This window comes from Serratia sp. JSRIV002, from assembly GCF_019968725.1.
Taxonomy (GTDB): domain Bacteria; phylum Pseudomonadota; class Gammaproteobacteria; order Enterobacterales; family Enterobacteriaceae; genus Chania; species Chania fonticola_B.
Genome location: NZ_CP074143.1, coordinates 918806 through 932518, shown reverse-complemented (window position 1 = coordinate 932518; position 13713 = coordinate 918806). Strand labels below are relative to the sequence as shown.

Sequence of the window (13713 nt, the reverse complement as noted above, 5' to 3'; positions counted from 1 at the left end):
TGACTTCGGCTAAACCACTCATGGCTTGACAATAATAATTTCCTGCGATGGATCAACGTGTTGCATCTGCAGTTTTTCGGTGGCGATACGCTCTACGCGGCTGTGATCGCCAAGGGCATTCTCTTCCAGGATCAGGTTGCGCCATTCGATATCCAGCGCATCTCTCTCCAGCACCAACTGTTCGCGCTCGGCGGTCAGCAGGCGGGTACGGTGCGCGGTGGTCACCACAAACACGGCGGAAACCAGCGCGGCAATCATCAAAATCAGCGGGATCTTGGCGTTACGCAGCAGATCGCCTCCGATGACGCCAACTAAACCGTGGCGCTCATTACCAATCACGCAGGCATCCTCTCGGCAATACGCAGTACGGAACTGCGCGCCCGTGGGTTTTCCGCCACTTCAACATCACCTGGCTTCATTTTGCCCAAGGCTTTCAGCGTACGGCCGCCCATTTCACGCAACTGCGCTTCGGTTAGCGGAATTCCTGCCGGAACCTGGGCACCACGGCTGTGGTGGCGCATAAAGCTTTTGACGATACGGTCTTCCAACGAATGGAAGCTGATGATCGACAGGCGGCCTTCTGGTGCCAACACGGCTAATGCACCGTCCAGCGCACGCTCGATCTCTTCCAGCTCGCTGTTGATGTAGATACGGATCGCCTGGAAACTGCGGGTTGCCGGGTGTTTATGCTTATCACGGAACGGGCTGGCATGGGCGATCAGCTCGGCCAGTTCCTTGGTACGGGTCATCGGCTCTACGCGGTTTCTTTCTACGATGGCGCGGGCGATACGTTTGGCGAAGCGCTCTTCACCGAAGGTTTTCAGCACCCAGGCAATATCGTCGGCTTCCGCTTTCATCAACCATTCGGCGGCGGATTGGCCGCTTGAAGGGTCCATACGCATATCCAGCGGGCCGTCACGCATAAAGGAAAATCCGCGTTCTGCGTCATCCAACTGAGGGGAAGAAACACCCAAGTCGAGCAATACGCCGTCGATCTTGCCCACCAGTTCCCGTTGCTGCACATAGTCAGCCAAATCGGAAAACGGTCCGTGGATGATAGTAAAACGTGGGTCTGCAATAGATTGAGCTGCGGCAATTGCCTGCGGATCGCGATCGATAGCCAACAAGCGCCCTTCCGGCCCCAGTTGGGACAAGATCAGACGAGAATGACCACCGCGACCAAAAGTACCGTCGATGTAGATGCCGTTACTGCGAATATTGAGACCCTTCACGGCCTCATCCAGCAATACGGTCGTATGTTTATAATTTTCCAGCATGCTTATAGTGACAAGTCCTGTAGCCGCTCAGACAACGGTTCCTGAGTGGATTGTTCCGCGTCAATATCATCCTTGACTTGTTGATACCAGGTCTGTTCATCCCACAGTTCAAACTTGTTGAACTGCCCGACCAGCATCACTTCTTTAGTAAGCCCGGCATGTTGGCGTAGCGTATTGGCTAACAGCAACCGGCCGGCATTATCCATCTGACACTCGCTGGCATGGCCCAACAGCAAGCGCTGGACGCGGCGCTCGGCGGGATTCATGCTCGACAGACGGGACAACTTTTGCTCGATGATTTCCCATTGAGGTAATGGATAAAGCAGCAGGCAGGGCTGATGGAGGTCAATGGTGCAAACCATTTGGCCTTGCGATTCCTCATTCAGTAAATCCCGATAACGGGTTGGTACGGCGAGCCGTCCTTTACTGTCGAGGTTGACCAGCGTTGCCCCACGAAACATACCTGAGCTACCCCCTCGTGACCCTTTTCACCACTTTACACCACAAATTCCCACATAAGGGAGTTTACGGAGGGTATGAAAACCTTGTCAAGCCAGAGCAAGAGCGGTTTGGCAATATTTATAGGCATATTCTGGAGGCTGGCTCACGAAAGGAACGCTATTTATTGCATGAATATAAATTAACATCATGATTAAAGAGGAGAATTTTCTAAGCGGAAAGAGTGTGATTAAAATAAACACAAATTGACGATTAAATAACTCATTATGTCCTTCTGCAATCCAGGTCTCACTTTTCAACATCGCTCTCGGCGGGGACAACCCCACCGCATCCCGCATCGGTCAAGGCTTGGCCGCAAGCCGCCTGCCAGCAGGGAAATGCGATAAGCCCTTGAGTTAATAACACTCAGCGAGTATTTCGCTGCCAACGGCGCGCTATTTTACTTCAATTATTCCGTCAAAGAACAACCCAAAGATAAAATAAATGGCGAAGCACTGGCTCAAGCCGCTAATTATGATTCAAATCAAAATGGTAAGATTATTCTCAAAACACCTATTTACAATTCATCTGGATTTTTTTGCCACTTTAGGAATATACGTAAATTTAGTGAGCCTATCGCTAAATCAGCCGCAAAACCGTCATCTCACCGTCGCCACATAATCATAACGCACTGTTAATAATGATAATTTCTACAACTGCAATTTTAAATTCCTGCTTTACGCACTTTCCCTCCTGTTGTCAGGATAAAAATCACCCAAATGTTAAAAATAAAAATTTTAAGCCACTTATAACAATCAATACAGTCAAGTAGACTACTAAATAGCAGAAAGGCCAGTTAATAACACCTAATTAACATTAACAACCAACATATTAACCGATAAATTCAGGGATCGTGTCATGTCTAGAGCCGTTTCACCATGGCGCAGCGCTGCCGCCGATACTTTTGCGCTGGTGGTGTACTGTTTTATCGTCGGGATGGCGATTGAAATATTGATTTCGGGCATGAGCTTTAGCCAATCGCTCTCCTCCCGGGTGGTGTCGATCCCCGTCAATATCCTGATCGCCTGGCCCTATGGCCGCTACCGCGATTTCTTTATCGCCACCGCACGCCGCAGCCCCCGCGGGCAATTTTTGTTGCGGAACCTGGCCGATCTGTTGGCTTACGTCAGTTTTCAATCGCCGGTTTACGCTGCCATTCTGTGGAGCGTGGGTGCAGACGGCCAGCAGATCCTGGCCGCGGTGACCAGTAATGCGGTGATCTCAATGGCGATGGGCGTGGTGTACGGCTATTTTCTGGAGTATTGCCGCAGGCTGTTTCGCGTGGTGGGTTACGTTTAGGGGCCGAATGACGGCCCCTTGAAGATTACTTGCGGCTCAGGCTGCCACGGCGGAACAGGTTACGGCGAATGCGCGTCATACCCGGTTTGGGTTTGCGTGGTTCATCCAGGCTGGCAAGCACCAGCTCCAGCACCCGCTCGGCAACATCACGGTGGCGCTGGGCCACGGCAAGCACCGGGCACTCCAGGAAATCCAATAGCTCATGGTCACCAAAGGTGGCAATTGCCAGATCCGCCGGTAAACGCCCACGCTGTTTCAGCGTTACGTCCATCACTCCCTGCAACAGCGAGAATGAGGTGGTAAACAACGCCTGTGGCATCGGATGGGTTTTCAACCATTCAGCGAACAGTACGCCAGCTGCTTCACGTTCATAGCTGTTGGCATACAGATAATCCACCTGCCGCTCATCATCCTGCCAAGCCTGACGGAACCCCTGCTCACGCAAGAAGCTGACCGAAAGCTCAGGCAAAGCCCCCAGATACAACACCGACTTGGCGGGGAAAGTGCGTAACTCCTGCGCCAGGGCAAAGGCGTCTTCCTGATCGGCCCCCACCACGCTGATAAAGTGTTCACGATCCAGAGCGCGATCCAATGCAATAATCGGGAAAGGATCGTTAGCCCAGCGTTGATAGAAAGGATGCTCCGGCGGTAACGCCGTGGAGACGATGATCGCATCGACCTGGCGTTGCAGCAGGTGCTCAATACAGCGCATTTCATTATCCGGCTGATCTTCCGAGCAGGCGATCAACAGTTGATAACCGCGCTGACGCGCCTGGCGTTCCAGGTAGTTGGCGATGCGGGTATAGCTGGTATTTTCCAGATCCGGGATCACCAGGCCGATAGAACGAGTGCGGCCTGCACGCAGCCCTGCCGCTACGGCATTCGGGTGATAATTGTGCTCCCTGACCACGGCCATCACTTTTTCGACGGTTTTATCGCTGACACGATACTGCTTCGCCTTGCCGTTGATGACATAACTGGCCGTAGTGCGCGAAACGCCTGCGAGACGCGCGATTTCATCCAGTTTCACGTTAACCCCTTTAAATGACTCTCAAAATGACAATGGATCCTGTGGCGTTGTTTACCCCACGCTTTCAATGTACGGCTAAGCATGCAGCGAACCGAAAGCGGAAGGGTAATGAGTAACCATGATAGTCACTATGGTTATTCAACCCGTAATGGCGATCTAACAGCAGAAAACACGGCCGAGCAACCGCTTTCGCCCAAAGGTGCCAGCAAATGGGCAAAAAATTAAAAAGAAAGGGCGCAGCAAACCTGCCACGCCCCGGATACAGTGCAGAAAACCCGCTATCAGCGCATAATCTTGTCGCCGCGCGACACGCCAACAATCCCCGAGCGGGCCACTTCGACGATTTCCGCCACTTCACGTACGGCGTTGAGGAAGGCGTCCAGCTTGTCGCTGGTCCCCGCCAACTGCACGGTGTAAAGCGACGAGGTGACATCCACAATCTGGCCACGGAAGATATCCGTGCTGCGTTTCACCTCTTCACGACCGTAGCCGCTAGCCTGCAGCTTCACCAGCATGATTTCACGCTCAACGTGAGCCCCTTGCACCAGCTCACTGACGCGTAAAACGTCAACCAGCTTATGCAACTGCTTCTCTATCTGCTCCAGTACCTTTTCATCACCCACCGTCTGGATCGTCATGCGCGACAAGGTTGGATCATCGGTAGGAGCAACCGTCAGGCTTTCGATGTTGTAGCCACGCTGAGAGAACAGCCCGACGACGCGCGACAACGCACCGGATTCGTTTTCCAGTAATACCGATAAGATACGGCGCTTCATCAGGTTCTCTCCGTTTTGCTTAGCCACATTTCGTCCATGCTTCCACCGCGGATCTGCATTGGATAAACATGTTCAGTCTCGTCGACGGTCACATCGACAAACACCAGACGTTCTTTTTCAGCCAGCGCCTGCGCCAGCTTGCTTTCCAGCTCATCCGGGGTACGAATGGCGATGCCGACATGGCCATAGGCTTCTGCCAGCTTGACGAAGTCCGGCAAGGAATCCATATAGGACTGCGAATGGCGGCCAGAATAGATCATGTCCTGCCACTGCTTCACCATACCCAGGTAGCGGTTATTGAGGTTGACCACCACCACCGGCAGATTGTACTGCAGAGCCGTGGACAGCTCCTGGATATTCATCTGAATGCTGCCGTCACCGGTGACGCACACTACCGTTTCGTCTGGCAGTGCCAGTTTCACCCCAAGGGCGGCTGGTAAGCCAAAGCCCATAGTGCCCAGGCCACCAGAGTTGATCCAACGGCGCGGTTTATCGAACGGATAATAGAGTGCGGCAAACATCTGGTGCTGGCCAACGTCGGAGGTGACATAGGCATCGCCCTTGGTCAGGCGGTGCAGCGTTTCGATCACCGCCTGAGGTTTGATGGTGCCACTGTCTTTGTTGTAGCCCAGGCAATCGCGCGCGCGCCACTGCTCAATGGACTGCCACCAGTCACGCAGCGCATCGAAATCCTGCGCTTTGTCTTCATGCGCCAGCAGTTCCAGCATCTGCGTCAGCACCTGTTTGGCATCGCCAACGATAGGAATATCGGCATCCACCGTTTTGGAAATGGAGGTCGGGTCGATATCGATATGCAGCACCGTGGCATCCGGGCAGTATTTGGCCAGGTTGTTGGTAGTGCGATCGTCAAAGCGCACCCCAACGGCAAAAATCACGTCGGAATGATGCATGGTCTTGTTGGCTTCATAGGTGCCGTGCATGCCCAGCATACCGACGCTTTGGCGGTGAGTCCCTGGGAACGCCCCCAACCCCATCAGCGTACAGGTGACCGGCAGGTTCAGCTTTTCCGCCAGTTGCAGCAACTCTTCATGGCACTCCGAATTGATGGCACCGCCGCCCACGTACATGATCGGCTTTTTTGCCGCCAGAATGGTCTGTAGGGCGCGTTTGATCTGCCCGCGGTGGCCTTGCACCGTCGGGTTGTAGGAACGCATGCTGACGTCCTGCGGATACGCGTAAGGCATTCTTACCGCCGGGCCAACGATATCCTTCGGCAGATCGACCACCACAGGGCCAGGGCGGCCGGTAGAAGCCAGGTAAAACGCCTTTTTCAGCACGGAAGGTATGTCTTCGGTACGCTTGACCAGGAAGCTGTGTTTTACCACCGGGCGGGAGATGCCCACCATGTCGCACTCCTGGAAGGCATCATAGCCAATCAGCGAGCTCGGCACCTGGCCAGATAGCACCACCATCGGGATGGAATCCATATAGGCGGTGGCGATGCCGGTAATGGCGTTGGTGGCCCCAGGGCCGGAAGTGACCAGCACTACGCCCACTTCACCAGTCGCTCGTGCATAGCCATCGGCCATATGCACCGCCCCTTGCTCGTGGCGCACCAGAATATGATCGATGCCCCCCACCGTGTGCAGGGCATCATAGATATCGAGTACCGCCCCGCCCGGATAGCCGAATACATGCTTAACGCCCTGATCGATCAGCGATCGGACGACCATCTCGGCTCCTGACAATATTTCCATGGGTTTGCCTCCAGGCTTACATAGCTTGTTCTTGTCTGACGCCGGAACGTAGCGCCTGTCCTGTCTGGGGCATGGCCCCAAAAATCTTATGGACGTTTTGGACTCTTAACATAGCGTCAGAATATGGGGCAGGCAAACAGCAAAATGGCTTATCGTGGGCAAGGGTATTGCCATCAGGCTGGAGATGCGCGGCTTGGCAAAACTATGCACTAGCTGAGTGGTTATTCAGCTAGGCATTGTTTTGAGGGTTGAGGTAATTACAGAACTATATCAGGCAAGGGAGACTGCGGATTTTTCGTCCACCTGCGCTCCCTATCATCATTTTTCCTGATACATGGACTCAATTTCATGCTGGTAACGCTGTAGGATCACCTTGCGACGCAGCTTCAGCGTCGGGGTCAGCTCCCCCAATTCCATCGAGAAGGCCGCTGGCAGCAGGGTAAATTTTTTCACCTGTTCAAACAGGGCCAACTCTTTTTGCATCTCCCGCAGACGCTTTTCGAACATTTCGATGATATGGCTGTTGCGCAGCAGCTCAAGCCGATCCTGATATTTCAGATTGACCGATTTGGCATACTCTTCCAACGACTCGAAGCTCGGAACGATCAACGCCGAGACAAATTTGCGTGCATCGGCAACGATCGCGACCTGTTCAATAAAGCGGTCCTGCGCCAGGGTACCTTCCAGCATCTGTGGCGCAATGTATTTGCCGCCGGAGGTCTTCATCAGATCCTTCAGCCGCTCGGTAATAAACAGGTTGCCGCCATCGTCGATCATGCCGGCATCGCCGGTTTTCAGCCAGCCGTCAGCGGTAAAGCTATCGGCCGTCTCCAGCGGTTTATTGAAATAGCCGCGCATCACTATTGGCCCACGCACCTGAATTTCATTTTCATCGCCAATGCGCACTTCCACGCCGGGCAGTGGCTTGCCGATCGAACCAAAGCGGAAGTTGTTTTCTTCCCAGCAGGAGACCGTGGCACAGGTTTCCGTCATGCCATAGCCGTATTTGATGTTAATGCCCATCGCCTGGAAGAACAGAATGACGTTGTCATCAAGCTTGGCACCGGCCGCTGGCAAGAAGCGCACCCGCCCCCCCAGGATCCCCCGCAGCTTGCTTAACACCAGCTTGTCAGCCCAGCGGTGAGAGAGGTCGAACAGCTTGCCTAACGGTTTCCCTGCCCTTTCCTGAAGGAACTTGCGTTCACCACAGACGATGGCCCAGTGGAATAAGGCACGCCGCAACCAGGGCGCACGAGCGACCTTTTCATGCACCGCACTGAAGATTTTTTCATAAAAGCGTGGCACTGCGCACATCAGGGTCGGTTTGACATCGGCCATCGCTTCCCGCACCCAGTCGGTATTGGGCAGATAAACGTTCTGCGCGCCCGAATGCATGATAAAGAAGCTCCAGGCACGTTCAAACACGTGTGACAGTGGCAGGAAGCTGAGGGAAACGTCATCCGCCGTCACCGTCAGGCGATCGTCATGCAGCTGCAGCTGTGCGGCCATATTGCGGTAGTCAAGCATCACGCCTTTCGGCTCCCCGGTGGTGCCTGAGGTGTAGATAAGGGTGAACAAATCCTTCAAATCGCGCTCGGCAATTCTTTGCTGACGCAGGGCATCGAAACGCTCGATATCCGCAAGACGTTCGAAATGATGCAGGTGTTGGGCAATCTCACAGCCGCGCAAATCGGCTGAAGCATCAAAGACAATAATGTGGGTCAGTTGCGGGCATACGCCACGCAGCGCAATCGCGGCATCCAGCTGTGCTTGCTCGCCGACAAACAGAATGCGGATATCGGCATCGTTAATGATAAATGCCGCCTGAGCCGGGGTGTTGGTGGCATAAAGCGGCACGCTGACCGCCCGCAGTTCGAGGATCGCCAAATCGGCCAACGACCAGGCCATGCTGTTGTTGGCAAAAATCGCGATACGTTCCTGTACCTCAACGCCCAGTGCCAGCAAGGCGCAGCCAATATGTTGCATATGCGCCCCAACCTGCGCCCAGGTCAACCGTGTTTCTCCCTGAGGGGACCACTGACGGAAAGCCGTATGTTCTGCACGGTTAGCAATTTGATGCTGTATACGTTCAACCTGATGGTAATGCTGCAAGGTATTGGTCATAGCGCTCTATGCCTGAAATTTATCAACCAGTTAACCGCGACCGGAGCGGAAGCTCTCACATCTCAGCTTACACGTGTTTACTTTTTTTGCGCAGTCTACCTAGTCTCCGGCTGTGGGAAAAGGGATTTCAGCGTAGAAGTGTGAGCCAAAACGCGCTTGTACTCATTTCCCTTGATCTTGGACAAAAGGGAGTGCGAAAGGTTTACACCCAACAGACAAAGTGGGATCGACGACAAGAAGGGAGAAGTGACAGGTTAAAATAGTGGCAGTATCGCTTGGGGCAGAATAGCGTTTCAGTCACTCAAATTAATTAACCCTCGGGTAAATGATATTTCCTACGGAGTCATTACACGGAATAATCTTAGTTTCTCTTGAGCCTATTCTTAATTATTGTTTTGCGCTATCCATTATCAACCCGACGCACTCGAAAGCGCGCTGGGCCAATAAATCACTAATTAGCGCAATACACCCGCTTGGCTAAGAACGGACTTCATCCACTGATGGCCTTCATCACGCTCGGCGGACTCATGCCAGGAAAGATAACAGGTGGCGGTTTTTCTCTCCCAAGGCAGCGGAATTAATTTTAGCTGCAAGGCTTGTGCGTGCTGCTGGGCAAACCAACGAGGAGCGATTGCCACCATCTCGGTCATGGCGACCAGATTCAATACGCTGAACAGGTCGGTACATTGCTGGGTGACATTGCGTTGTAGGGTTTCGTCAAGATAGTAGGGTTTGCTAAAGGAACAAAAACGCTCTAATGCGATGACGGCATGCTGCTCCGCCAGCATCTGTTTCTGGCTAATGGTACCCACCAGGCGCGGGTGAGACTGTGCGGCAACCAGGGTCAATTCATCATCGAATAAGGCAATATCCTGGAACTCGGGATGTTCAAGGCGGCTATAGCCAATAACAAACTCGGTCTCCTGATAGCGTAACTGATGCTCAATGTTAGTGCTCATGTAAGACTTGGTCTGTATCTGCACGTTGGGAGCTATGCTCTTGACGTTGTTGATTATTTTGGCTGTCAGACGAATATCTAGCGGGCTGCAGATAGAAAGCACAAAGAGGCGTTCGCTGCTCAGGGCATCAAAGCCAGCGCCTGGCAGTTCATTTTGTACCAGCTGCAGTGCCTGGCGTACCGGGCCAAAAAGTTGGCGGGCGCGCATGGTAGGCTGAATGCCACGGCCGAAGCGGACAAACAGCTCGTCGTTGAACATGATCTTCAAACGCGACACGGCATTGCTGACCGCCGGCTGCGACATCCCTAAGGAATTTGCCGCCTTGGTAATATTCTGCATCTGCATAACTGCATCAAAAACAGTGAGTAAATTAAGATCCACACTGCGCAAATGAATATCACCGTTTTCTTTCCTCAAGACAGTTCCTGAATTATATTCGGACATATCCAAACTCCACTAAGTCCCATGTAGATAATCTCGCTAGCGCGCAGGGGAATAACGGGAAAAGGCACGCTACGTTATTCCCACACAGCGAAATTAGTTATCCCTTTTGACTACACTTGTCAGATAGCAATCGGGCATCATCCTATAAAAATATGTCACAGCGGTGCATATTAGGCATTGTTCGTCGTTAGGTAGCCTTGGCACATCGGTTCGCAACTCGCCGATGGCATACAAACAAAATTGGCAGGCAAAACACCTGAGTTATGGATACCTGTTTGGTACCCTCAACCTCTGGATCAGACCATAAAATGCGTTAATGGACAATCATGCCGTAGCAAAATAGGTCTCTTTAGCATCACTTAATTGATCGTAGCCGCTCAGTTCAGCGTTAAGAATACGAATTACGAATAGATCAACAACGAAAAATTGACACCATGAATATCAAGCCCGCAACATCAGCATCCCATCAAACCACGTTTGCTGGTTTTTTGCGCCAACGAAAAATTTTAACCTAGTAGTGTTGTTAATCAATGCGACAGTGCCACTTTCAAACCATTTATGCTAATAAACTCCCGATCACCTGCGGATTTAGCGCTGGCCCAGGAGGGTTTTACCGAGTTTCCAACTAGCACCATCCCCGCGGGTGCCACGCTTTTCAATACCCCTGATTTAATCAGGTGTTGACATGCCCCGGCCAATAAAGTATCAAATTAGGCAACGAAACAATTTTAGAGAAGCTGACCGCCATGATCCGTACCCACCGTCTACTAGGCCTACTACTAAACGCATCTTATGTGCGCGGTACGCTGGTGGACGGGGTTCAAAGCTGATTCAGCCCATCATCTGCAAAACCCGCGCTACTGCGCGGGTTTTTTTTTACCCGCTTAGCGTGAAACAAACACGACAAGGAACAACACGATGAGCCAACAAGTCATTATTTTCGATACCACATTGCGTGATGGTGAACAGGCGCTGCAGGCGAGCCTGAGCGTTAAAGAAAAAATCCAGATCGCCATGGCGCTGGAAAGAATGGGTGTCGATGTAATGGAAGTCGGCTTCCCAGTCTCCTCCCCTGGGGACTTCGAGTCGGTACAAACCATTGCCCGCCAGATCAAAAACAGCCGCGTTTGTGGTCTGGCACGCTGTGTTGATAACGACATTGACGTCGCTGCCGAAGCATTACGCGTGGCCGAGGCCTTCCGTATTCACGTCTTCCTGGCCACCTCCACCCTGCATATCGAATCCAAACTGAAGCGCTCTTTCGACCAGGTGCTGGAAATGGCGGTGCGCTCCGTGAAACGCGCCCGTAACTATACCGATGACGTAGAGTTCTCCTGTGAAGACGCTGGCCGAACCCCGATTGATAACCTGTGCCGCGTGGTAGAAGCCGCCATCAACGCCGGTGCCACTACCATTAATATCCCTGATACCGTTGGCTATACCACGCCAAACCAGTTCGGCGGCATCATCACTACGCTGTACGACCGCGTGCCAAATATTGATAAGGCGATTATCTCCGTCCACTGCCACGACGATTTGGGCATGGCCGTGGGTAACTCTATCGCTGCCGTCCAGGCCGGTGCCCGCCAGGTAGAAGGCACCTTGAACGGCATCGGCGAACGCGCCGGTAACTGTTCACTGGAAGAAGTGATCATGGCCATCAAGGTGCGCCAGGACTTTATGCAGGTGCATACCAATATCAATCATCAGGAAATCTACCGTACCAGCCAGTTGGTCAGCCAACTGTGCAATATGCCCATTCCAGCCAACAAGGCCATCGTCGGTTCCAACGCCTTCGCTCACTCCTCCGGTATCCACCAGGACGGCGTGCTGAAAAACCGCGAGAACTACGAAATCATGACCCCGCAGACCATCGGTCTGAAAGATGTCCAGTTGAACCTGACCTCTCGTTCCGGCCGCGCGGCGGTAAAACACCGCATGGAAGAGATGGGCTACAAGGAGCAGGATTACAATCTGGACGTGCTGTACGCAGCTTTCCTGAAGCTGGCCGACAAGAAAGGCCAGGTGTTCGACTACGATCTGGAAGCCCTGGCATTTATCAACAAGCAGCAGGAAGAGCCAGAGCATTTCAGCCTGGAATACTTCAGCGTACAGTCCGGCAGCAGCATTATGGCTACCGCCTCGGTGAAACTGAAATGTGGCGACGAAGAGAAGTCCGAAGCCGCTACGGGCAACGGCCCGGTCGATGCGGTTTACCAAGCCATCAACCGCATTACCGACTACCCGATTGAGCTGGTGAAATACCAACTGACCGCCAAAGGCCAGGGGCGCGACGCTCTGGGCCAGGTCGATATCGTGGTGTCTTACAATGGCCGCCGCTTCCATGGCGTGGGCCTGGCAACCGATATTGTGGAATCTTCTGCCAAGGCGATGATCCACGTATTGAATAATATCTGGCGCTCTCAGCAAGTAGAAAAAGAAAAGCAGCGCTTGCAGCAAACCAAACATCAAAATAATCAGGAAACGGTGTGAACATGACTAAGACTTACCACATTGCCGTCTTGCCCGGAGACGGGATCGGCCCGGAAGTAATGGCCCAGGCCCACAAAGTGTTGGATGCAGTGCGCCAACGCTTTGGTATCCGCATCACTACCAGTGAATATGACGTCGGTGGCATTGCCATCGATCGCCACAGTACCCCATTACCCGCAGCGACCGTTGCCGGCTGCGAGCAGGCCGATGCCATCCTGTTCGGTTCGGTGGGCGGCCCTAAATGGGAACACCTGCCACCGGCAGAGCAGCCGGAGCGCGGTGCGCTGCTGCCGCTGCGTAAGCACTTCAAACTGTTCAGCAACCTGCGCCCTGCCCGCCTGTACCAAGGTCTGGAAGATTTCTGCCCACTGCGTGCCGATATTGCCGCGCGTGGCTTCGACATTCTGTGCGTACGTGAGTTAACCGGCGGCATCTACTTCGGCCAACCCAAAGGCCGTGAAGGCCAGGGCATGCATGAGCGCGCCTTTGATACCGAGGTCTACCACCGCTTTGAGATCGAACGCATCGCCCGTATCGCCTTCGAGTCCGCCCGCAAGCGCCGCAACATCGTCACCTCGATTGATAAAGCCAACGTGTTGCAAAGCTCCATCCTGTGGCGTGAAGTCGTGACTCAGGTCGCCAAGGATTACCCAGATGTGTCGCTGTCGCACATGTATATCGACAACGCCACCATGCAGTTAATCAAAGATCCGTCCCAGTTCGACGTGCTGCTGTGCTCCAACCTGTTCGGCGACATCCTGTCGGACGAATGCGCCATGATCACCGGCTCGATGGGCATGCTGCCTTCTGCCAGCTTGAACGAACAGGGCTTTGGCCTGTACGAACCAGCCGGTGGTTCTGCACCTGACATCGCGGGCAAAAACATTGCCAATCCGATCGCGCAAATTCTGTCTGCCACCCTGCTGCTGCGTTACAGCCTGGGTGCCGATGAAGCTGCAGATGCGATCGAGCGCGCCATTAATCAGGCGTTGGAACAGGGCTACCGTACCGCCGATCTGGCCGGTGCTGGCAAAGCCATCGGCACCAATGAAATGGGCGATATCATTGCCCGCTTCGTGGCTGAGGGGGCGTAAA

Annotated in this window: 11 protein-coding genes; 3 read left to right on the top strand and 8 right to left on the bottom strand. The window is 53.3% G+C overall.

Annotated elements, in window-relative coordinates:
* Positions 1-18: 18 nt before the first annotated feature.
* Genes ftsL through mraZ form a run of 3 tightly spaced genes read right to left on the bottom strand, consistent with a single transcriptional unit; the run spans position 19 to position 1738 of the window.
* Complete coding sequence (gene ftsL / locus KGP26_RS04295) at positions 19-339, bottom strand: cell division protein FtsL (RefSeq protein WP_021179318.1); 321 nt, start codon at positions 337-339, stop codon at positions 19-21.
* Positions 336-1277 carry a 16S rRNA (cytosine(1402)-N(4))-methyltransferase RsmH gene (gene rsmH, locus KGP26_RS04290; RefSeq protein WP_021179317.1) on the bottom strand — a complete coding sequence of 314 codons (942 nt, stop codon included), beginning with the start codon at positions 1275-1277 and terminating at the stop codon, positions 336-338. Before rsmH ends, ftsL begins: the two co-directional genes overlap by 4 nt.
* A gap of 2 nt (positions 1278-1279) precedes the next feature.
* Complete coding sequence (mraZ, locus tag KGP26_RS04285) at positions 1280-1738, bottom strand: division/cell wall cluster transcriptional repressor MraZ (protein ID WP_025120486.1); 459 nt, start codon at positions 1736-1738, stop codon at positions 1280-1282.
* Positions 1739-2633: 895 nt separating this feature from the next.
* On the opposite strand from mraZ, the gene KGP26_RS04280 reads away from it, so the two are divergent.
* Positions 2634-3074 (top strand): L-alanine exporter AlaE, encoded by a 441-nt coding sequence (locus tag KGP26_RS04280; RefSeq protein ID WP_021179315.1) that lies wholly within the window; start codon positions 2634-2636, stop codon positions 3072-3074.
* 25 nt (positions 3075-3099) lie between these two features.
* Here the strand turns inward: KGP26_RS04280 and cra are convergent, their stop codons facing one another.
* From cra to leuO, 5 genes are all read right to left on the bottom strand, one after another.
* Positions 3100-4104, bottom strand: a complete 1005-nt coding sequence (cra, locus tag KGP26_RS04275) for a catabolite repressor/activator (RefSeq protein WP_021179314.1) — start codon at positions 4102-4104, stop codon at positions 3100-3102.
* Positions 4105-4385: 281 nt separating this feature from the next.
* Positions 4386-4880: an acetolactate synthase small subunit gene (gene ilvN / locus KGP26_RS04270; RefSeq protein ID WP_021179312.1), complete on the bottom strand. Its 495-nt coding sequence runs from the start codon at positions 4878-4880 to the stop codon at positions 4386-4388.
* The gene (gene ilvI, locus KGP26_RS04265) at positions 4880-6598 is read right to left on the bottom strand and encodes an acetolactate synthase 3 large subunit (RefSeq protein ID WP_039995484.1); all 1719 of its coding nucleotides are present in this window, start codon (positions 6596-6598) and stop codon (positions 4880-4882) included. The genes ilvN and ilvI overlap by 1 nt, the downstream gene beginning before the upstream one ends.
* A 318-nt stretch (positions 6599-6916) precedes the next feature.
* Entirely contained in the window at positions 6917-8722 is a 1806-nt protein-coding gene (locus KGP26_RS04260; RefSeq protein WP_209528862.1) for a long-chain fatty acid--CoA ligase, read from the bottom strand.
* Between the two features lie 455 nt (positions 8723-9177).
* Positions 9178-10125 carry a transcriptional regulator LeuO gene (leuO, locus tag KGP26_RS04255; RefSeq protein ID WP_223665076.1) on the bottom strand — a complete coding sequence of 316 codons (948 nt, stop codon included), beginning with the start codon at positions 10123-10125 and terminating at the stop codon, positions 9178-9180.
* Positions 10126-11043: 918 nt separating this feature from the next.
* On the opposite strand from leuO, the gene leuA reads away from it, so the two are divergent.
* Both leuA and leuB read left to right on the top strand, forming a co-directional pair.
* Positions 11044-12618, top strand: coding sequence for a 2-isopropylmalate synthase (gene leuA, locus KGP26_RS04250; protein ID WP_021179308.1), 1575 nt, complete (start codon positions 11044-11046; stop codon positions 12616-12618).
* Positions 12619-12620: 2 nt separating this feature from the next.
* Complete coding sequence (leuB, locus tag KGP26_RS04245; protein ID WP_024483539.1) at positions 12621-13712, top strand: 3-isopropylmalate dehydrogenase; 1092 nt, start codon at positions 12621-12623, stop codon at positions 13710-13712.
* Position 13713 lies beyond the last annotated feature (1 nt).